The organism is Dialister invisus DSM 15470, from assembly GCF_000160055.1.
Lineage (GTDB): Bacteria > Bacillota > Negativicutes > Veillonellales > Dialisteraceae > Dialister > Dialister invisus.
This window is the reverse complement of the sequence record NZ_GG698602.1, coordinates 614,446-634,717: the sequence shown is the minus strand read 5'-3', so window position 1 is coordinate 634,717 and position 20,272 is coordinate 614,446. Positions and strand designations below refer to the sequence as shown.

The window sequence follows — 20,272 nt, the reverse complement described above, 5'->3', positions numbered from 1 at the left end:
TGACATACAAGATTATATGTAATATACTCTTGTAGTATTGCGGGGTATGGCGCAGTTGGTAGCGCACCTGCTTTGGGAGCAGGGGGTCGCCAGTTCGAGTCCGGCTGCCCCGACCAGCATGGCTCAGTAGCTCAGTTGGATAGAGCAACCGCCTTCTAAGCGGTAGGTCGTGGGTTCGAATCCCCCCTGGGTCACCAGCAGTTTCACATTTTGTGAACAGAAAAAGGTCTGTATATACGGATCTTTTTTTGTGTTATTTTATGGCAAGAAAAATCAATATGGAGATTCTTCCTTGCAATTTTCTATGGATAGGAGTATCATGTTGTTCTGTTAATAAAGTATCCCCAGCATAAACAGGCCTCTAAATGGAGTAAATTAATTTAATTTAAAAATAGAGAGTTCTATAGGGAAAACACATTACAAGTTTATTCAGGAGGTGTCCTTATTGGCGGCTAAAGCGGCTCAACTTGCACAGTGGCTTAAAGAATTGCAGGATAAAGTGAATGCAGATGGCAATATTAAATATGATGACATACTTCTTTTTACAAAAGAAAAATCTCTGACGTCCAAACAGTTAGATTCTGTTTTTAAGGCGCTTCATGAAGGTGGCGTAGAAATTATTTATGAAGAGGACGGTAAAGATGAGTTTAGAGATGGAGAGTCGGAAGAAGAATTTGAAGATGAACTTTTAGAAGATGGCGATGCAGAAGCAGATGTTGATGAAAAGGAATGGGAAAAGGGGGATGGTGATATTTCTGCTGATCCGGCTGGGATAACCGATCCGGTTCGATTATATCTAAGAGAATGCGGTACGACACCTCTTTTAACTTCTGAACAGGAAATGAAACTGGCACAGACGATTGAAATTGGAAAAATGCCTGAAGCTACTGATGAACAAAAACGGATGGCGGCAGAAGCGAAAAAGGAAATGGCCAATGCTAATCTTCGACTTGTCGTGTCTATTGCGAAAAAATATCCCGGCAGGGGAATGCCTTTCCTTGATTTGATCCAGGAAGGGAATATGGGACTTTTGAAAGCCGTGGATAAGTTCGATTACACGAAAGGATATAAATTCAGTACTTATGCTACATGGTGGATTCGACAGGCTATTACCCGTTCTATTGCGGATCAGGCTAGAACTATCCGTGTACCGGTTCATATGGTGGAAACCATTAATAAAATGAACCGTGTAGGGCGACATTTCCTGCAGGAACATGGTAGGGAAGCGACAAACGAAGAGCTGGCCAAAGAAATGGAAACCAGTGTGGAAAAAATTCGTGAAGCTAAAAAAGCGGCACAGGATCCTATTTCTTTAGAAACGCCTATTGGTGAAAAGGAAGATTCCCATTTGGGAGACTTTATTGAGGATCAGAAGACAGCATCTCCGGAAGATGAGGCGGCAGCAACTATGCGCCGTGAGCAGATCCATCAGCTTTTGGAAACATTAACGGAACGTGAAAAAGGCGTTATTGCACTGCGGTACGGAATTGATGATGGAACCCAGCGTACATTGGAAGAAGTGGGAAAATATTTTGGAGTTACCCGCGAACGTATTCGTCAGATTGAAGGGAAAGCTTTAAAAAAATTAAAAAAATTGGCTATTCCCATGGCAGGGCTTTAATTAAATGAAACTTCAGCAGAGACGAACTGTCTGGAATCAAATGATGATTGCAAATCCATTCTTTCTGTAGTATAATAACACCGTTAATCTGGACAGTCCTCTGCCAAATGCGATCGGCATGAATGTCTTGTGAGAAGGAGGAAAAGATCGTGAATATTATTGAAACCTTGGAAAATGAACAACTCCGCAATGACATCCCTGCATTTCGTCCGGGTGATACGGTTCGTGTGCATGTAAAGGTTGTCGAAGGCAAGACTGAAAGAATCCAGGTGTTCGAAGGCATTGTTATTGCGAGAAGAAATCATGGCGTAAGGGAAACATTTACTGTACGTCGTATTTCTTATGGCGTAGGTGTAGAAAGAACATTCCTGATTCATTCTCCGCGTTTGGCAAAGATTGAAGTGAAGCGCCACGGTATTGTCCGCCGCGCCAAGCTGTTCTATTTGCGCGGACTGTCCGGTAAAGCGGCGAGGATTAAGGAAAGAAAGTAAAACAAGAAAAGAGGACCTGCGGGTCTTCTTTTTTCGTGTTTTAGACTATTACATATAAATGTGGTACAGAAAAAGAGTTGTGACTGCATTCGCAAACTTTGCCATATAAAAAGATAATTATTTGCAGGGCATAGTCAATGTGATACAATAAACTGGATGTATGATAGGAGGAGTTATGAAATCAATATTCATACCAACCTTTATGGCGGCAGTTTTAGCAGTTTCCATAACTGCAGAAGCAAATAAAATAGAATCGGTTATTGCTGTTGATTATTTGAATGTGGAAGTCATGATGAAAGAGCCGCTCACAGAAAAGGAGCTGGATCCCCGCCAGGTGGAAGATCCTGGTTACAAGCCGAGTTTTACTTTCAATGAGGGGGTTAAAGCTACGGGATTGCCTATTCTTCAACCTTCTGACGGTTTCCATGAAAATGTGTACAGAATTCCTGTTAATGGATTGGATATAGATATTATTTACCGTATTTCTTACAAGGGACAGAAACCTCATACATTTAAGGCGTATGAGTCAGGCGAGATGAAAGATAAATACAGGGAGCGGTATGGCAGTTATTTCTAATTGGGAGTAATTTAATTATGCATATAGTTTTGGTGGAGCCTGAAATTCCGGGAAATACAGGAAATATAGCAAGACTTTGTGCAGCAGAACATTTGACGCTTCACTTGGTTGAACCGCTTGGATTTCAGATTGATGATAAACATCTGAAAAGAGCAGGGCTTGATTACTGGGATCTGCTTGACGTCCATGTGCATCCGAATTATGATTCCGTGGTACGGATGCTTGCGGGTCACCATTTTTATTTAAATACGACAAAAGCGATACGTTCCTATACAGATATTTCCTATGATGGGGACGATGTACTTGTCTTTGGGAAAGAAACGAAAGGACTTCCCGAGGAATTGCTGCGGAGCCATAAAGAAGACTGTATCCGCATACCCATGATAGAAGAAGCGCGTTCCCTGAATTTATCAAATGCGGTGGCGATTGTGGCAATGGAAGCGATGCGCCAGGTCGGATTTCCCCATTTGCTGAAACAGAGCGGTCGTTTATTTAAAGGAGGAACTGGGAGCAATGAATACTTACGATGAAGCGCATGCATTGGCAAAGGCAATTCGTGAATGTGATGAGATGAAAAGACTTACGCAGGCTGCGGAAAAAATTAAGAGTAATGCAGATGCGGGGAAAATGGTTAAAGAGTATATCATGGCACAGATGAAATCTGACTATGCGAAGCTGGCGGGGCAGGAAACGGATGGGCAGGAGTATCGCCATCTTCAGGAACTGGCCTTACTTATAAGCAATAATAGTGATGCCCAGGAATACTTACAGGCATTTATTCGATGGAACCAGGTGGCTGCGGATATTCAGAAGATCATTTCTGATGCGATGGCGCAGGGTATGGATGTATTGGATTTGCAAAAATGACAAATTGGAACAGCTTTTTTGAGGGGATTTTAGACGAAAGACTGATTAAAGTAAATGAACCGATGGCAAACCATAATACTTATGGCATCGGCGGAAATGCAGATGTGTTCGTGAGTCCGGCTGATAAAGAATCACTGATTGCTGTTTTAAGAAAAGCAGCTGCGGAAGGTTTGCCGGTGACATTGATTGGCGGCGGTTCCAATTGCCTGATTAGTGATAAAGGAATTCGCGGGGTAACGATTTGTACTTCCCGTATAAAACCGGAAATGGCCTGCTTTGAAACTTGGATTACTGCTTATGGCGGAGTAGGAACGGGAACCGTAGCACGATTTGCACAAAAGAACAGCCTTACCGGGTTTGAATGGGCGGTGGGGATTCCCGGTACACTTTGCGGGGCCGCTTTTATGAATGCCAATGGTTATGGCAGCAAAATGAGAAATGTGGTAGAAGAGGTTTATGCCGTATCTATTGATGGGGAAATAGACAAAGTATATGGTTGGGACGACCTGCACTATGGCGAAAGTGATAGTGTATTTATGCACAACGGTGATGTTATTTATGGCGTCAAACTTCATTTGGCGATGGGAGATTCTGAAAAAATCAAGGCAGAAATGGATGACCATCAGCAATCCCGCCGAGCGAAGCAGCCCTTGGAAAAAAGAAGTGCAGGGACAATGTATCTCCGGCCGCCGGGATACCATGTGGGTCCCATGATTAAAGCCTGCGGATTGATCGGATTTGCAATCGGTGATGCAGAGGTATCTACCAAGCATGCGGATTTTGTGGTGAATAATGGAAATGCTTCCTGTGAAGACGTTTTGGCTGTACTCCATGAAGTTCAAAGACGGGTGAAAGAAAAGTTTGGCGTCCATATTCCTCTTGATGTAAGAATGCTTGGTGAGGGACTGGAACAGGAAAGATAAATAAGGAGTTGGAGAAGGAGAGTCTATCGGGAGCCTCTTCTTTTTCAATGAAATAAAAAAATAATTATTATGCTCTTGATTTTCAACCCAAAAGTATGTATTATAATAACGTAAGTTAGCACTCAAAGATGGTGAGTGCTAATAAGTAAAGGAGGAATTGAAATGTTAAAACCATTAGCAGATCGTGTTCTTGTCGAAGTCGATGTAGAAGAATCCAAGACCGCAGGCGGTATTTTGCTTCCTGATACAGCGCAGAAGAAATCCCAGAAAGGGACAGTTATTGCCATTGGCAGCGGGAAGGTCCTTGACAACGGAGAACGTTTACCGTTTGAAGTGGCGGTAGGTGACAGAGTTCTTTTTGCAAAGTATTCCGGTGTTGATATTGAAGAAGGCGGAAAGAAGTTCCTTCTTCTTTCTGAAAGAGATATTCTTGGAAAACTTTAATATTGTTTGTATAAATGTATAGGAGTGATATAAATGGCAAAGAAAGTTCTTTATAATGAAGAAGCTCGCAAAGCGCTTTTAAAAGGTGTTGATCAACTGGCAGATGCAGTAAAGATTACTCTTGGACCCAAGGGGCGTAATGTGGTCCTCGACAAGAAATATGGCGCACCGAATATCGTTAATGACGGTGTATCCATCGCCCGTGAGATTGAGCTGAAAGATCCCTTTGAAAATATGGGTGCCCAGCTTGTGAAGGAAGTGGCAACAAAGACAAATGACGTGGCCGGTGACGGTACGACAACTGCCACACTGCTGGCTCAGTCCATGATTCATGAAGGGATGAGGAACGTAGCTGCCGGTGCAAACCCGATGGTTCTGAAAAAAGGTATTGAAAAGGCAGTAGATGTTCTTGTGGGAGAAATTAAAAAGAAAGCCGTATCCGTTGATACGAAGGCTAAGATCGCACAGGTAGCCTCTGTTTCTTCTGCTGATTCTACCATTGGTAATCTGATTGCTGATGCCATGGAAAAAGTAGGTAATGATGGTGTTATTACTGTAGAAGATTCCAAAACTATGGGTACAAGCCTTAAAGTTGTGGAAGGCATGCAGTTTGACCGTGGGTATCTCAGCCCGTACATGGTTTCCGATGCTGATAAAATGGAATGTGTCATGAATGATCCATACATTCTCATTACCGATAAAAAGATCCCTGTAATTCAGGATATTATCCAGCTGTTGGAGAAAGTGGTACAGGCAGGTAAAGAACTTCTCATTATTGCGGAAGACGTAGAAGGTGAAGCGCTGGCGACACTCGTAGTCAACAGGCTTCGCGGGACATTCAAGTGCGCTGCGGTCAAGGCTCCTGGCTTTGGTGACCGCCGCAAAGCCATGCTGGAAGATATTGCTGTGCTTACCGGCGGGCAGGTGATTTCCGAAGATATGGGCCGCAAGCTGGATAGCGCTTCTATTGAAGATCTTGGCACAGCACACCAGGTTCGCATTACAAAAGATAATACAACAATTGTCGGTGGTGCGGGAGATAAAGCAGCTATCGCATCCCGTGTGGAACAGATCCGTGAGCAGCTCAAAGTGGCAACTTCCCAGTTTGATAAAGATAAGCTTCAGGAACGTTTGGCCAAGATGTCCGGCGGGGTGGCTGTCATTGAAGTTGGTGCAGCAACTGAAGTGGAAATGAAGGACAAGAGGCTCCGCATTGAAGATGCTCTGAATGCAACCCGTGCGGCTGTAGAAGAAGGCATCGTAGCAGGCGGCGGTACGACATTTGTTGATATCCAGAAAGAACTGGATGGAATCAAAGCAGAAGGTGATGTAAAGACAGGAATCAATATTGTCCGTCATGCTGTTGAGGCGCCAATCCGCCAGATTGCAAGCAATGCAGGCATGGAAGGTGCGATTGTGGCTGAAAAGGTAAAAGCTGCAAAGGTCGGCATCGGTTACAATGCAGCGGAAGATAAATATGAGGATATGATTGCTGCAGGTATTGTAGATCCTGCAAAAGTTACCCGTTCCGCTTTGCAGAATGCAGCATCTATTGCGGCACTTGTACTGACAACAGAAGCCATCGTTGGAGATGAACCGGAAGATAAACCGGCAATGCCTCCGATGCCTCCGATGCCCGGTGCCGGAATGATGTAATCTGTATAGTTTAATAGAGTGAAAGATAAGAGCTTCTTTGCGGGGCTCTTATTTTTATTTTGCACATTATTTTGCACATATTGTAAAATAAAAAAGGAGGTGCAGTATGCGGATCTGTATAAAAAGAGTGTATGAAGCTGCCAGCCCTGACGACGGGGAAAGGATTCTTGTGGACCGCTTGTGGCCCAGAGGTTTGTCAAAAGAAAAGGCTGCCATTGATATATGGGAAAAAGATGTGGCACCCTCTGCAGCGCTTAGAAAATGGTTCGGACATGATCCGGATAAATTTGATGATTTTAGGAATAAATACAGAAAAGAACTTGAAGATAATCCGGCGATCAAACGTTTAGAGGATATGATTCATCATTTAGGGAAAGATAAGAAAGTAACTCTTCTTTTCGGCGCTAAGGATGAGACTCATAATCAGGCGGCGGTATTGAAAGAATACTTGGATTCAAAAGATAATTGATATAAGGCAGGTGAAAATCGTGTAAATAAGTGAATTTAAATAAATGAATTGCCATCGTAAAATTTTACGATGATTCCTTAAAACTGCATAAGGTTTAAATGCAGTATCGCGGAGTAAGGATGTTTGGGCATTTTTTCGAAAAATATTGCGAGGTTTTAAATGGATAGCATAAAAAAGCTGGCACAAAACATTTTTTTACGTTTTGTGCCAGCCCTTTACACAAATTCTTTTGGAAATGCGCAAGCGTTCAGAATGGATTGAATATCTTTGTCAGAATTCAACCTGATTTTTCAATAATTCTTTTCGCTTTTCCATGTATTCTTTCAAATTAACGATTTTTACAGCTGTCCATTTATTGTTCGGATCTTTTTCAAGTTGTACGCGCCATAGGAAGTCTTGGTCCAATTTTTTATCATGAAGTTTTATATTGGCAAAAGCAAGCCCATCTTTTTCTTCCACATCTAAAACATCTGTCATGGAGAGTGCGGCAGAACCGATGTAAGCAGTGATGCTTTTGAGCGGTTTATCCATAAGGGATGAATCCGGGACTTCTTTTGCCTGGAATTTCAATTCCGTACGCCGGATGAGTTCACGAATGAGATCTTTTTTTAGTCCTCTGATGACCGTGGCGGCCATTTTATGTTCTGGTTGCCCGTCTGCTTTCAGCTCTGACAGGATATCGTCAATGGCAGAAGAATAAACTTTTTCCATATCTACCCGTTCTTTAAAAAGTTGCAGATCTTTTTTTTGTACTGCCTGCTGTATTTCTCCAGCGGCATAGGCGGGGGTGTTTGTCCAGTAACCAAAATAGAATCCGACAGCTGCGGTAACGAGCAGTATAATAATGATGAAAAGTTTTTTCATGAGAACTCCTTTCCGTTACAGAAGAAAGCATTTTTTCTATTTTATCATAGGAAGATGGCGGAGCGGGTATATTTTTATGATGGATGGCAGAATAGAGTTCTTATTTTCGTGTGTAAATTCCCGCTATCGTGTATAATAGGCAGGATAGAATTTTATATTTGGGGGCAAATATGGAAAAGAGTAAAGATATAAAAGAGACTCATAAGGATTTCCGCAGCAAAAGGGGGGCCTTTTCTCGCAAAAGTTATGATGGCCGTGACGGGAGCCGTAATAGAAGAATTAAAGGGAAGCGGGACGGTTTAAAAAGAAAAAAGCTGGAAGTGGGAGCTGAATTCCATGACAGGGAATTGGGAACCGGAGCGGTTAAGGAAATCAATAAAGAGAGCATGACGGTGCAGTTCGGAGTGATTGAAAAAATCATTCCCCGTCATAAACATACAGAACGAAGAGGAGAACCGAAGTCTTTTGTCAAAAGGGAATATGCGAAAGATGATCGAAATCCCGTATTCAAGTTTGATCGTACCGATGCCAGGGAAACGGAGCGGAAACCGGGAGAGGGCCGTTCACCTGTCAAGATTGGCTTGCACGTGGTCGATGATATTTTAGGTCCCGGTGTGGTAGGAAAGATTACAGAACGGGGAACCTATGTAACTTATGAACGGACGGGGGAGTTTGTTCTGTATCCGTCAGGACTGCCTGTGAAACTGCTGAAAAGTGCTTTCCCTGAAACGGGGATGAAGAAAAAGAAACCGATTAAGCATTCCGGCGGCGTAGCTCGTATTTATAAGGTGCCGCCCGTAAAGATGGCGCTAAAGGAGGTTAAATCTCTTCCTGTACAGGCAGCTTCCACACGGAAAGAGCGGATCATGACGAATTATATAGAGGTTGGCAGCGGTACGAAAGTCAGTAACAAGGTGTATGGCGAAGGGATTATCATAAGTGTGGAAGACGGATATTTCATTGTGGATTTCTCAGGTAAGAAAATGGAGTTCCCTTTTCCTGATTCACTGATGGATGGGCGTCTGCATATTATTAAAAAGTAGAAAGCAGTGTAAAGGAATGTGGCAGAGAATTTTCTGCAGCATTTCTTTTTTTGTGGAAATTCCGATGGAAGTGCTCTCATGGATACCTGCCATGTCATGCGGAAGATGTCTGCAGACTGCTGTTTTTCTATGGTATAATTTAAGCAGAATCTAAATTATAATCTTTATAGAATTTAATGATAAAAGGCGAAAATAAATATGGGATTGTTAGATGAAACAATTGGGCGTATTCATCCCTTGGACAGAGAGGCCATGTATAAGGCGCAGAAGCGCTGGGACGATCTTTATGTGGGTGTAGGGGATTTGGGCAAGCTGGAAGAGATGGTGATTCAGTATGCAGGAGTTACAGGGGAGGTATTACCCGAGATTCCTAAATGCTGTATGGTGGTGGCTTGTGCGGATCATGGCGTGTATCGTCAGAAAGTATCTGCTTACCCCCAGTCTACAACTGTAGGCATGGTAAAATCTTATGTGGATGTAAAAGGCGCATCAGCCAATGCTCTGGCTCATTATTGCGGTGCTCATATGGTCGTAGTGGATATGGGAATCAATGCGGACATGAGTGATGTGCCCGGTTTGCTTCACAGAAAAATTACTTTCGGAACCAAGGACATAACAGAAGGGGCGGCCATGAGCAGGGCAGAGGCGATTCACGCCATAGAAGCCGGTATTGAAATCGCAGAAAATAAAATAAAAGAAGGATACCGTGTCTTTACGGTGGGAGAGATGGGGATTGCGAATACGACAGCGTCTGCCTGCATACTTGGAGCATTTAACCGGTGGAATGCTGTTGAGGTTACGGGGCGTGGTACAAATATTTCCGATGCCCGTCTTCTTCATAAAATTGAGATGGTGCAAAAAGCACTTGATGTCAATCAGCCGGATCCTGCTGACGGTTTGGATGTGCTGTCTAAAGTTGGAGGTTTTGAATTCGGGTGTATGACGGGCGTTATGCTTGGTGCGGCTGCCAATCACTGCATGACGATTATTGACGGATTTAATTCTACTGCCAGTGCATTTATTGCAAAGGCACTGTCTGAGGAATCCGTTCAATACCTGATGGCTTCTCATTTGTCCTTGGAGCAGGCTCACAGAAAATCACTGAAGGCAATCGGTCTTACAGAATATATTGATTTGGATATCCGTCTTGGGGAAGCTGTCGGCGCAAGTATACAAAAGAAAATATTGGATATGGCGCTTGCTGTTTATAAAGACGGCGCGGATAAAAGAACGGGAGTGGCAGAATGAGCGGAATACAGGCACCGGATAAGGAAACCATGGAGGCTTGCCGGCTTTATGTGGATAATTTAATTAAGCCGATCCATTCCTTGGGAAAGCTGGAGGATATAGCAGTCAGGTTGGCGGGGATTACAGGAAAAATAAAACCTGGAAAGCTGAATAAAGCGATTGTCATTATGGCGGGTGATACGGCGGTAGACGGAGAAAATAAGACTGGCGGTAAAACAAGTTTGACAGAAGTACAGATGGTATCCAGAGGATTGGGCACTGTAAGTGCGGTGGCCCGTACGCTTGGTGCTCCGGTGTATCTTATTGATGTGGGGCTGGAACAGAATACCAATGACATAGAAGGTGTTTTGACAAATAAGGTGGTTTACGGAACTCATCGTGGAAATCCCGCTTTAGACCAAGATGCGGTATCCGCTGCTATATCGATCGGGATGTCTGTAGCAAGGACATTGGCAGTTCAGGGTATTCAAGCTGTGGGGCTGGGGAATATAGGTGAGCGTTCCTTGTTGTCCGCCTTAGGCGTAACAGCTGCCATTATGAAAAAGGAGTTACAGGAAAATTCCCTAAAAGACGGATTTTCTCTCCATATGGATGATGTGGGAAATATGGCAAATGATCCTGTCGGCGTATTGTCTCGCGTAGGCTCCGCTGAAATTGCAGGACTTTTTGGCCTTGTGGTACAGGCGGCAAGAGAGAAGATTGCCATCGTATTTGACAATGCGGTAACCGGTGCTGCCGTTCTTGCTGCAATAGAAGTATATCCTGAAGTAAGGGATTATGTATTTCCATCAGCGGCTTATAATGAGCCTGTTCATCAAATACAAATGAAGAAACTGGGAATGAAACCTTTTTTCTACTATGATTTTACCGTAGCAGAAGGGTTTGGTTCAGCGATGGGACTTTCACTTTTTGATGCTGCTTTGGATATGGTTAATGAAATGAAAACTTTTGGACAGGGCGGTGTCGATGTGGCGGAGGATGGTCCCGGCAAGGGACGGCAAAGGGAGGATGTGCAGTGATGAAAGCTTTATTTATCCGTTGTAATGGAAAACTAACGCCGGATATGCTGGTTGGCGGATTGATTGATATGGGGGTGCCGCCGGCCTATCTTCGAACAAAATTGGAGGCAGCCGGAGTTTCTTCCGATTTTATTGAACGTTCAAATCTTGACGCAAAAGTATCAGCTCATTATTTTTGTATTCCGGAAAAAGAAGATAAACCTCTTTTGCTAAAGCAGAAAGATCTGTTTGTCATATGGAGGAAAATCTGCGAAGGTGGCGAGTCGGGATGGGAAAGCTTGGGGTGGAAAGTGTTTTCAGCTCTTTCTGCCGGCGCGTCAGATGCATTGGATGAAATACCCGCGACAATTATTGATCTACGCAGATGCCGGGTAAAAGAGGAAAATTTGATTTCCTTGTATTGTTTTCTCGCCGGATTGGATTATTTAGGTGTGGAAACATTATTTACCTGTCCATTTTCCCTGGCGGCGGGGACTTCAGAAGCTGCCCGGACGACGGAAAAAATTCTGACGAGAGCCGTGTCGACAACTGAGAATGTGATTTCATCCGAGGATATTGACCCATTCGCTGCAGCTATACTGGAGGGGCTTTCTGCAGGATTTATCGCCATGGATGGACGATTCCTGGTGGATAAGACTGCTTATGGGACTGCCAGTGTGGAGAAAATAGAAGGGGAAGTTACGGTGGCTGAATATTTAGGGTATTTTACGGATCGGGAAGATTCCATTTTCAGCCGTCATCTGAAGGTTTTTGGAATGGGTGTCTGAAGGGGAAATATGATTGCCCCATTTCTTTAAGTGTGTTATTGACATGGGAAATCTCGTATGGTAGAGTATTGGACATGACGTCAGAGTTTCAGGCGCTTTTGAAACAGAACGTGTTTTGAAAGTTGCTTGACAAATGACTAAGCAATGGTATAATAATGTCGTTGCTAAAACAGATGCGGAAGTAGCTCAGTGGTAGAGCACAACCTTGCCAAGGTTGGGGTCGCGGGTTCGAGTCCCGTTTTCCGCTCCATAAGTTAGTATCATCTGCAAGGATGTACTATAAATTCCTGAATAGCTCAGCCGGTAGAGCGCGTGACTGTTAATCACGATGTCGCAGGTTCGAACCCTGCTTCAGGAGCCAATAGGGGTATCGCCAAGCGGTAAGGCAACGGACTCTGACTCCGTCATTCGTAGGTTCGAATCCTGCTACCCCTGCCAAGTTGATCCATTAGCTCAGTCGGTAGAGCACTTGACTTTTAATCAAGGTGTCCCGCGTTCGAGTCGCGGATGGATCACCATTTGTGGCCTGTTCGTCAAGTGGTTAAGACACCGCCCTTTCACGGCGGGTTCGGGGGTTCGAATCCCCCACAGGTCACCAAGTGGGCGATTAGCTCAGCTGGGAGAGCGTCTGCCTTACAAGCAGAATGTCGGCAGTTCGATCCTGTCATCGCCCACCAAAACGGCCCGGTGGTGTAGTGGTCTAACATGCCGCCCTGTCACGGCGGAGATCGTCAGTTCAAATCTGATCCGGGTCGCCACAATTTTGCCTCGGTAGCTCAGTTGGTAGAGCAAAGGACTGAAAATCCTTGTGTCCACGGTTCGATTCCGTGCTGAGGCACCAAATATGCGGCTGTGGCGGAATGGCAGACGCGCTACTTTGAGGGGGTAGTGATCCTTGATCGTGTGAGTTCAAGTCTCACCAGCCGCACCATTCCAAGTTCATTTTTTATATTTAAGTTTATATGCGGTTGTGGCGGAACTGGCAGACGCGCTATCTTCAGGCGGTAGTGGATTTATCCGTGAGAGTTCAAATCTCTCCAACCGCACCAGTCATTCATTAAGATCTCATCTTCGGATGAGTTTTTTTTTGTGAAGAATATTTTTCCAGCCTCATGATATAATAAAATCATGTATAAATTATGGAGAGCGGATAGATGAGAAGACATATGTTCAGATGGTCTCCTGCGCGCATTATTGCGGGAGCCTTTGGCAGCATCAGCTTCATCGGTTCTATATTGCTGTATCTTCCCTGGGGGCATATGCCCGGACAAAGTATAACCTATGTAGATGCTTTGTATACTGCGGTCAGTGCTTTATGTGTGACAGGTTTATCTATTGTTGATACAGCAGCGGTATTTAATCCTTTTGGGCAGGCAATCTTGGCGGTGCTGATACAGGTAGGGGGGCTTGGCGTTTCTACCATGGGAGCAGGCGTACTGCTTATGCTTGGACGGAAAGTCGGGATACGGCAAAGAAATCTGATTCATGATACGATGAATCTTGATTCTTATTCCGGTGTGGTCCGTTTCTTGCGGACACTTTTCGCAACGACAGTTTTTATAGAGATCATCGGAGCCTTTCTTGGATATTTCGTTTTTCGCCGTGATTATGAAATGATGGAATCTATCGGGCTTAGTATTTTCCATTCTATTTCTTCGTTCAATAATGCGGGATTAACAATTCTGACGAAAGAATGGAGCATGGAAATGTATGCTGAAGATCCTTTTATGCTGATTCTTACGACAGCACTTGTTTTTGTTGGCGGTTTAGGGTTTATTGTAATTCGTGAGTGCTGGGTAAACCGGTTTCGTTGGCGCAAGCTCAGCATGCACTCCCGGGTTTCCATCTTTATGGCCGTATTCCTTCTGATTGGCGGCGCTGTGCTCCTTAAACTGACAAATCCTATTTCCTGGTTGGTCGCATTTTTCAGCAGCCAATCGGCGAGATCGGTAGGATATATGGTGTATCCTTTTGAATCCTGGTCTCCTGCGGGATTGCTTGTCATGCTGGTCCTGATGTTTATCGGCACTTCAACGGGATCAACGGGAGGCGGAGTAAAAACGAGTACTGTTTTTGCGCTTGTGCTCGGGGTACGTCGTGTAACGACCAATGCGAGAGCGGAGGCTTTTCATTATTCATTGCCGCCACTGGCGTTCAGAAAAGCGGCGGTTGTCGTAGTTTTGGCTATCGCAGATATCGTAATCAGTACGTTTATTTTGCTTCTTGTGTGCCCGGAACTTTCGCTGGCAGAAGCCTTTACAGAGATGATGAGCGCTTTTACTACGGTGGGACTGTCACTTGGGACGACAGCTTCTTTGAATGAATGGGGGAAGCTGATTTCTATTCTGGTTATGCTTACAGGAAGAATGGGACCGATGACTATTGCAACAGCCTGGTATTTTTATGAAGAAACCCGGGCGCGGTATCCTGAGGGCAATGTAACAGTTGGTTAATGGGGGAGAATATGCTCGGCTTTATGAAAAAAAAGAAGGAAGAAACAATTTCTTATGGAGTAATCGGCTTAGGGAAATTTGGTTATACACTTGCTATACAATTGGCAGAGTATGGCTATGATTTCCTTGTTGTGGATAAAGACGAGAATTTAGTGCAGGATCTCAGAACCGTGACAGAAAGCGCTATTGTGGTTGATGATTATGATAAGAAATCCATAAAAGATTCCGGCGTGAAAAACTGTGATGTAGTTATCGTCTGTTTGGAAGAACAACTGGAGAAGTCTCTTTTAGTTACCCTGAATTTGATTAACCTCGGTATTAAGAAAGTTATTTCTGTGGCAGATACTTCCGAACATGGAGAGATACTTGAAAAAATTGGCGCTGAAGTTGTTTATCCAAAGCGGGATATGGCGATTCGTCTTGCCAGCCGCCTTCGCGCCAATATGGTTCTTGATTTTGTCCAGTTAAATGAAGAAATTAATATTTATAAAGCCTCTCTGCCGAAGCCTCTTGTTGGTCAAACTGTTGTCGGCAGTGGGCTGAGGACAAAGTTTGAACTGAATATTATTGCAATCCAGAATGCTGCAGGAGTTACTGATATGATTAGTCCGAATTATGTATTCCAGGAAGGCGACCTGCTTTTTCTTGCCGGAAGCAGAGACGGCTTTAAAGCGCTGACGGAATGGGTTGGACTTGCAGGTGAATAAATAGAAATCGAACCACTGCTTTGGATGGCGGTGGTTTTTATGTATAGCAGGAAAAAGAACCTGCATGATCGGTTTATAGAAAGATACCATTCAGCCATATCATCAAAGTTTTCCTGTAAACTCGTTTCTTCTTGTAGTACAATAAAGAACATGGAGGAGTATATGTATACATTACGTAAAAGAGTACGTTTTTATGAAACTGACGGAATGAGGGTCGTTTATCACGGCAATTATCTTAATTGGTTTGAGGAAGCGCGTGTAGAATACATGCGTGAGGGAGGCGTGTGCCTCAATGATTTGCTGGCGGAAGGCATTGTATTCCCTATCGTGGAAATGAATGTGAAGTATATGAAATCCGCTGTGTATGATGATATCGTTCTGGTCAGGGCGTATCTTCGCGAGGTGAATCGGGTTAAGTTGGTATTTGAATATGAGGTGCTTCGTGAAAATACGAACGAGCTTTTAGCAACGGGACAGTCTGTGGGAACGTATACGAAGATTTCCACGGGGAAAATAGTGAGGATACCGGAAGAAAGATTGAAGAAGCTGATGGATATGGCGGAAGAGGACAGAACGGATGGATAACAGACCGATTGGGATCATGGATTCCGGCGTAGGCGGTTTGACTGTTGCCTGTGTCCTTAAAGAAAAATATCCGAATGAAAAATTTATTTTTATCGGTGATACGGCGCGGAATCCTTACGGAAACAAAAGCCCTGAGGAAGTCACTTTTTTTGCGGAAGAAATGAAAGCATTCTTAGCGGGAAAACAGGTAAAAATGATTATTGCCGCCTGTAATACGATTACATTTAGTGTGCCGCCGTCTTTCTTTGAAGGTAAAATTCCTGTCATCGGAATGAGTCTTGATTTTCCGGAACTGGAAAGCGTGAATCATCTGGCGGTAATTGGTACGCCCATGACGATACGGAGTCATCGGCATCGGGAACGGCTGAAAAAGGATTTTCCGCTGATGAATGTCACTGAAATCCCCATTGACGGTTTGGCTTACGCTATAGAGATGGGAAAAGAAGAATCCTTTATTTATAGGATGATAAACAAAGCAGTTCAAAAGGCCGGTGCTGAATCTGTGGACGCTGCTGTGCTTGCTTGTACACATTATCCTCTCGTTGCAGGAGTTTTCCGAGATATATTACCGAATACCCTGTTGATTGATCCTGCGGAGAGGACAGTGAAAAAAGCGATGTCCATCCTGGCTGATCAAAATGGGCAGTCTGAGGAAGCGGGACCATGCTTGTTTTTCTTTACGGAAAGTACCCTCAGGGCGGAAATTCTTGTAAAGAAAATGTTTGGCAGGCGAGCGGATATACAACGAGTTGTTTTATCAGGAGTGTGAAAAATGTTTATATTGATTTTGAAAATAATTGGAATCTGTATTTTCCTTGTCTGTCTCGGGTTCCTTGCCTACTGGGGGATGGCGCTTCTTAAAGGCGATTGTTCGCTGCGTATGTTAAAGGGGAAAATGACGCCTTTAAAGGTGGAAGACATGGACAGGGAAAGTGTTGTCCTGTCTTTTACGATACCGATTGTAAATACAGGGAGGCAGATCGGCACGATTATGGATGCGTTTGTCCGTACATACCTTCCTTTTGAACAGTATGACAAAGCAAGTGTAACTGCCACCCTTACCGCTGCCGACACACCGAGGGATGACGGTTACTGGCAGGCTTTTATCATGGAAATTCGGAAACCGAAAGTGTTTTTAATCAAATTGGCAATAAAAGGGAAATCAGGGAATATACTTCGCGACTTGGAGGATTTTCCTGATATGCCTATGGATATTATCTACCAGGTGGTGGCGAGAAGTGACTATTACTATGCAAAAACAAGAGTTACTCTGACCTCTGAAGATTTACGGACCGCTCTTTATCAGTACACATCGGGGGTGAGAAAATAAAATGGCAGATTTGAAACTTGTTCCGGTTCCTACCCGGATTCTGACAAATAAAGATAATATTGTAGATGCGATTATGGAATACGCGGGGCATGATATTACCAATCATGATATCGTTTGTGCAGCGGAATCAGTCGTGGCAATTACTCAGGGGCGTTATATCCGTCCTGAAGAACTTCATATCTGCTGGCAGGCCAGATTGATGAACCGTTTTGTACCGGGCGCGGGATCCATGGCCAGTATTTATGGCATGCAGGCGGCCATGGAAGAAGAAGGGAAATGGAATATGCTTTTTTCTTTCATAATCGGCGCTGTGGCAAAAATATTTGGCAAGGCCGGCGTGTTTTACGCCCGATGCCGCCAGGCATCTTTGATTGATGATGTTACAGGAACGATGCCTCCTTTTGATAAATGCCTCGTTTATGGGCCGGCGGATACTGATAGGGTATGCGAAGAAATAAAAAATGCTACCGGTGCGTACGGTGCAGTCATTGCGGATGTAAATGACTTGAGGCGTTCAGCCGTTCTGGGGAAGAGCAAAGGAATCAATCCCGGTCAGATAGCGAAGATTCTGATTGATAATCCCTTTGGCAATGATAATCAGAAAACACCTATCGTCATTATCAAAAATTTCACAGACCATATAAATAGATAAGAAAAAGATATCTTTCCTGTACGTGGAGAGATATCTTTTCAATTTAGGAGGACCTGAATGATATCATTGTAAAATAAAAGTAACCGGTGTGATTGACCGGTTACTTTATCAGATATCTCTGTCAACTTTATGAGAACGAAGGCAACGAGTGCAGACATTCATTCTTTTGACCTGTCCGTCAGCTTTTACGCGAACCCTCTGGATATTCGGTTTCCAGGTCCTCTTTGTTTTCAGATGGGAGTGGGATACATTGAATCCCGTTGCGGTATGTTTTCCGCAGATTTCACAATAATTAGCCATGTGCTACACCTCCTTGCACTTCCGCAATTGCAACATTCATAATATAGCATAAAATATTTTTAGAGGCAAGTGTTTTTGTATGCTGCTTTCCCGATTTATAATAAAGGAAATGATGCATTTTGAAATGGGGTGCTTTATGAATTTATCTGATGCCGTCACTGTCGTCAAGGGAGTGGGAATGCGAATGAAAGAAAAGCTGGAACGTTTAGGGATAAAGACTGTAGAGGACCTGATTTCTTATTATCCCCGGCGGTATGAGGATTGGACACGGATTACCCCTATGGCGGATCTTTCTTATGAAATGGAAACTGCGGTTTATGGAACGGTGGTTGAAATCCGGGAAGTACATCCCCGAAGAAATCTGTCCATACTTACAGTGACTTTGGTGGATGGGACAGGCGCGGTCAATCTGGTGTACTTTAATCAGCCGTGGAAGAAAGAACAGTTTGCTTACGGGTCAAACATTCTTGCCTATGGGAAAATAGAATATAATTACAGAAAATGGCAGATATCCAATGCGGATACGGAGGCAGTCGCTGCTGAAGAGCTTCATGCATTCAAGAAATTGGTACCTGTCTATCCCCTGACGGAAGGAATCCGTGCTTCGCAAATGCGGGCGATGATCCGCTTTGCCATTGATCATGCGGAGGGAATCAGGGAAAATCTTCCGGCAGACGTTCTTGTACGGGAGCATTTGATGGGACGTATGGCGGCAATCCGCGGAATGCATGATCCCGCTGGCTGGGAAGAACAGCGGGCGGCACGAAGGAGGACAGCCTTTGAAGAATTGTTTTTCATGCAGGCAGGTATTCAGCTTTTACGAAAGCGCAGAGAAACGGACAATGTGGGAATCAAATGCATGCCATCAGGGAATTTAGTGCATGAAGTGATGAAGAAATTTCCTTTTGCACTTACGGAAGGGCAGAAAAGCGTATTTCGCGATATAGAAGACAGCATGGAGGGGATTGTTCCTATGCAGCGTCTTGTGCAGGGCGATGTGGGAAGCGGTAAAACGGCGATAGCCATATTGGCGCTGACGAAAATTGTAGAAAATGGATATCAGGGAGCGCTTATGGCGCCGACAGAGGTTCTTGCAGCCCAGCATTTTAAAACTTTCCAGCAGGTATTTAAAGGAATGCCTGTAAAGACAGCTTACTTATCGGGACATACAAAAGCGGCGGAGCGGAAGGAAATACTGGAGCAGCTAAAAGACGGCAGTATCCATATTTTAATAGGGACGCATGCCTTGATAGAAGAGAACGTGGTGTTTTCCGCATTAGGCCTTGTCATTACTGATGAACAGCACCGTTTTGGCGTTAAACAGCGGCAGGCACTGGAAAGTAAAGGCAAGTCGCCCCATGTGTTGATTATGACGGCGACTCCGATTCCCAGGACAATGGCGCTGTCTGTGTATGGTGATTTAGATGTCTCCTTTATTAAAGGCATGCCTCCCGGCAGACATCCGGTGAAAACTTATGTGGTAGGAAGCCATATGCTGCAGCGCATTTTCCGTTTCATGAAAAAAGAGATGGAAAGCGGTCATCAGGCTTATGTGGTGTGCCCTTTGGTGGAACAAAGCGAAAAGCAGGATCTGGCGGCAGCTGTTTCCGTTTATGAGAATCTGCGGGATCACGTGTTCCCCCAATTTGGCGTAGGACTGGTTCACGGGCGAATGAAAAACGCGGAAAAAGAACAGGTTATGGAAGATTTCCGCAAAGGTAAATTCAAACTTCTGGTGGCCACGTCAGTTATTGAAGTCGGGGTGAATGTGCCTGATGCGACGGTTATGTTTGTTTATGGCGCCGATCGCTTTGGCCTGAGCCAGCTTCATCAGCTTCGCGGCCGTGTGGGCAGAGGCAAAGAGCAGGCATATTGTGTTTTATATACGGATAATCAAAATGAAACGACTCAGCTTAGAATGAAACTGATGTGCGAAATACGGGATGGCGCTCTTCTGGCGGAAAAAGACCTGCTCCTACGCGGGGCAGGAGAGTTTTTCGGGTACCATCAGCATGGTATGCCTGATCTGAAAGCTGCGGATATCGTGCGTGACTTGCCGCTCTTGGAACTGGCGAAGCATGATGCGAAAGAAGCCGTTGATAAAGGACTGGATTTCAAGGAAGAATTAAGGCATCGGTTCGGCGGGCAGTTCTTTGAGCGGATATACTACTGAGAAGTGGTATGTGGTATAGTTATGAAGCTTGATGAAGCAGAGTCAAGTTGCTATCGGTTATTATTTGAATTAAAATAAATATA

General features: G+C 44.3%; 22 protein-coding genes and 12 tRNA genes. 32 read left to right on the top strand and 2 right to left on the bottom strand.

The window, feature by feature from the left end; translation table 11 throughout:
- Positions 1–40 precede the first annotated feature (40 nt).
- The 11 genes from GCWU000321_RS03055 (at position 41) to GCWU000321_RS03005 (ending at position 7,048) form a co-directional block, all read left to right on the top strand.
- Positions 41–116 (top strand) — tRNA-Pro (locus tag GCWU000321_RS03055).
- Between the two features lie 4 nt (positions 117–120).
- Positions 121–197 (top strand) — tRNA-Arg (locus tag GCWU000321_RS03050).
- 239 nt (positions 198–436) lie between these two features.
- The gene (rpoD, locus tag GCWU000321_RS03045; protein WP_007069616.1) at positions 437–1,621 is read left to right on the top strand and encodes an RNA polymerase sigma factor RpoD; all 1,185 of its coding nucleotides are present in this window, start codon (positions 437–439) and stop codon (positions 1,619–1,621) included.
- A gap of 149 nt (positions 1,622–1,770) precedes the next feature.
- The gene (gene rplS, locus GCWU000321_RS03040; protein ID WP_022026957.1) at positions 1,771–2,112 is read left to right on the top strand and encodes a 50S ribosomal protein L19; all 342 of its coding nucleotides are present in this window, start codon (positions 1,771–1,773) and stop codon (positions 2,110–2,112) included.
- Positions 2,113–2,287: 175 nt separating this feature from the next.
- Complete coding sequence (locus GCWU000321_RS03035; protein ID WP_156777732.1) at positions 2,288–2,689, top strand: hypothetical protein; 402 nt, start codon at positions 2,288–2,290, stop codon at positions 2,687–2,689.
- 17 nt (positions 2,690–2,706) lie between these two features.
- Complete coding sequence (locus GCWU000321_RS03030) at positions 2,707–3,219, top strand: tRNA (cytidine(34)-2'-O)-methyltransferase (protein WP_007069613.1); 513 nt, start codon at positions 2,707–2,709, stop codon at positions 3,217–3,219.
- Complete coding sequence (locus GCWU000321_RS03025; RefSeq protein WP_007069612.1) at positions 3,203–3,556, top strand: YlbF/YmcA family competence regulator; 354 nt, start codon at positions 3,203–3,205, stop codon at positions 3,554–3,556. The genes GCWU000321_RS03030 and GCWU000321_RS03025 overlap by 17 nt, the downstream gene beginning before the upstream one ends.
- Positions 3,553–4,479, top strand: a complete 927-nt coding sequence (gene murB, locus GCWU000321_RS03020) for a UDP-N-acetylmuramate dehydrogenase (RefSeq protein WP_007069611.1) — start codon at positions 3,553–3,555, stop codon at positions 4,477–4,479. The genes GCWU000321_RS03025 and murB overlap by 4 nt, the downstream gene beginning before the upstream one ends.
- Before the next feature lie 162 nt (positions 4,480–4,641).
- Positions 4,642–4,923: a co-chaperone GroES gene (gene groES, locus GCWU000321_RS03015; RefSeq protein ID WP_022026953.1), complete on the top strand. Its 282-nt coding sequence runs from the start codon at positions 4,642–4,644 to the stop codon at positions 4,921–4,923.
- 33 nt (positions 4,924–4,956) lie between these two features.
- On the top strand, positions 4,957–6,579 hold the full coding sequence (gene groL, locus GCWU000321_RS03010; RefSeq protein ID WP_007069609.1) for a chaperonin GroEL: 1,623 nt from the start codon (positions 4,957–4,959) through the stop codon (positions 6,577–6,579).
- A 106-nt stretch (positions 6,580–6,685) separates the two neighbouring features.
- Positions 6,686–7,048: a DUF488 domain-containing protein gene (locus tag GCWU000321_RS03005; protein WP_007069608.1), complete on the top strand. Its 363-nt coding sequence runs from the start codon at positions 6,686–6,688 to the stop codon at positions 7,046–7,048.
- 270 nt (positions 7,049–7,318) lie between these two features.
- On the opposite strand, the gene GCWU000321_RS03000 is transcribed toward GCWU000321_RS03005, so the two are convergent.
- Complete coding sequence (locus GCWU000321_RS03000) at positions 7,319–7,912, bottom strand: DUF2939 domain-containing protein (protein ID WP_007069607.1); 594 nt, start codon at positions 7,910–7,912, stop codon at positions 7,319–7,321.
- A gap of 170 nt (positions 7,913–8,082) precedes the next feature.
- Between GCWU000321_RS03000 and GCWU000321_RS02995 the strand changes: the two genes are divergently transcribed.
- The 20 genes from GCWU000321_RS02995 (at position 8,083) to GCWU000321_RS02900 (ending at position 17,716) form a co-directional block, all read left to right on the top strand.
- Positions 8,083–8,955, top strand: a complete 873-nt coding sequence (locus tag GCWU000321_RS02995) for a hypothetical protein (protein ID WP_007069605.1) — start codon at positions 8,083–8,085, stop codon at positions 8,953–8,955.
- 198 nt (positions 8,956–9,153) lie between these two features.
- Positions 9,154–10,203: a nicotinate-nucleotide--dimethylbenzimidazole phosphoribosyltransferase gene (gene cobT / locus GCWU000321_RS02990; RefSeq protein ID WP_007069604.1), complete on the top strand. Its 1,050-nt coding sequence runs from the start codon at positions 9,154–9,156 to the stop codon at positions 10,201–10,203.
- The gene (locus tag GCWU000321_RS02985; RefSeq protein WP_007069603.1) at positions 10,200–11,222 is read left to right on the top strand and encodes a nicotinate-nucleotide--dimethylbenzimidazole phosphoribosyltransferase; all 1,023 of its coding nucleotides are present in this window, start codon (positions 10,200–10,202) and stop codon (positions 11,220–11,222) included. The genes cobT and GCWU000321_RS02985 overlap by 4 nt, the downstream gene beginning before the upstream one ends.
- Complete coding sequence (larC, locus tag GCWU000321_RS02980; protein WP_007069602.1) at positions 11,222–11,989, top strand: nickel insertion protein; 768 nt, start codon at positions 11,222–11,224, stop codon at positions 11,987–11,989. Before GCWU000321_RS02985 ends, larC begins: the two co-directional genes overlap by 1 nt.
- Positions 11,990–12,164: 175 nt before the next feature.
- A tRNA-Gly gene (locus tag GCWU000321_RS02975) sits at positions 12,165–12,239 on the top strand.
- A 35-nt stretch (positions 12,240–12,274) separates the two neighbouring features.
- Positions 12,275–12,350 (top strand) — tRNA-Asn (locus tag GCWU000321_RS02970).
- 2 nt (positions 12,351–12,352) lie between these two features.
- Positions 12,353–12,427, top strand: a tRNA-Gln gene (locus tag GCWU000321_RS02965).
- A 4-nt stretch (positions 12,428–12,431) separates the two neighbouring features.
- Positions 12,432–12,507, top strand: a tRNA-Lys gene (locus GCWU000321_RS02960).
- Positions 12,508–12,512: 5 nt separating this feature from the next.
- Positions 12,513–12,587: transfer RNA gene (locus GCWU000321_RS02955), tRNA-Glu, on the top strand.
- Between the two features lie 3 nt (positions 12,588–12,590).
- Positions 12,591–12,666 (top strand) — tRNA-Val (locus GCWU000321_RS02950).
- 4 nt (positions 12,667–12,670) lie between these two features.
- Positions 12,671–12,747: transfer RNA gene (locus GCWU000321_RS02945), tRNA-Asp, on the top strand.
- Between the two features lie 7 nt (positions 12,748–12,754).
- Positions 12,755–12,830 (top strand) — tRNA-Phe (locus GCWU000321_RS02940).
- Positions 12,831–12,835: 5 nt separating this feature from the next.
- Positions 12,836–12,920, top strand: a tRNA-Leu gene (locus GCWU000321_RS02935).
- Positions 12,921–12,953: 33 nt separating this feature from the next.
- Positions 12,954–13,038, top strand: a tRNA-Leu gene (locus GCWU000321_RS02930).
- A gap of 105 nt (positions 13,039–13,143) precedes the next feature.
- Positions 13,144–14,442, top strand: a complete 1,299-nt coding sequence (locus tag GCWU000321_RS02925; RefSeq protein ID WP_040381165.1) for a TrkH family potassium uptake protein — start codon at positions 13,144–13,146, stop codon at positions 14,440–14,442.
- Positions 14,443–14,465: 23 nt separating this feature from the next.
- Positions 14,466–15,149: a potassium channel family protein gene (locus tag GCWU000321_RS02920; RefSeq protein WP_040381806.1), complete on the top strand. Its 684-nt coding sequence runs from the start codon at positions 14,466–14,468 to the stop codon at positions 15,147–15,149.
- A 162-nt stretch (positions 15,150–15,311) separates the two neighbouring features.
- The gene (locus GCWU000321_RS02915; protein ID WP_022026388.1) at positions 15,312–15,734 is read left to right on the top strand and encodes an acyl-CoA thioesterase; all 423 of its coding nucleotides are present in this window, start codon (positions 15,312–15,314) and stop codon (positions 15,732–15,734) included.
- Positions 15,727–16,503 carry a glutamate racemase gene (locus GCWU000321_RS02910; protein ID WP_007069598.1) on the top strand — a complete coding sequence of 259 codons (777 nt, stop codon included), beginning with the start codon at positions 15,727–15,729 and terminating at the stop codon, positions 16,501–16,503. The genes GCWU000321_RS02915 and GCWU000321_RS02910 overlap by 8 nt, the downstream gene beginning before the upstream one ends.
- Before the next feature lie 3 nt (positions 16,504–16,506).
- Positions 16,507–17,064 carry a hypothetical protein gene (locus tag GCWU000321_RS02905; protein ID WP_007069597.1) on the top strand — a complete coding sequence of 186 codons (558 nt, stop codon included), beginning with the start codon at positions 16,507–16,509 and terminating at the stop codon, positions 17,062–17,064.
- A gap of 1 nt (position 17,065) precedes the next feature.
- The gene (locus tag GCWU000321_RS02900; protein WP_007069596.1) at positions 17,066–17,716 is read left to right on the top strand and encodes a coenzyme F420-0:L-glutamate ligase; all 651 of its coding nucleotides are present in this window, start codon (positions 17,066–17,068) and stop codon (positions 17,714–17,716) included.
- Positions 17,717–17,824: 108 nt separating this feature from the next.
- Here the strand turns inward: GCWU000321_RS02900 and rpmB are convergent, their stop codons facing one another.
- Entirely contained in the window at positions 17,825–18,016 is a 192-nt protein-coding gene (gene rpmB, locus GCWU000321_RS02895; RefSeq protein ID WP_007069595.1) for a 50S ribosomal protein L28, read from the bottom strand.
- Positions 18,017–18,152: 136 nt separating this feature from the next.
- Between rpmB and recG the strand changes: the two genes are divergently transcribed.
- Positions 18,153–20,189 carry an ATP-dependent DNA helicase RecG gene (gene recG / locus GCWU000321_RS02890; RefSeq protein WP_040381803.1) on the top strand — a complete coding sequence of 679 codons (2,037 nt, stop codon included), beginning with the start codon at positions 18,153–18,155 and terminating at the stop codon, positions 20,187–20,189.
- Positions 20,190–20,272 lie beyond the last annotated feature (83 nt).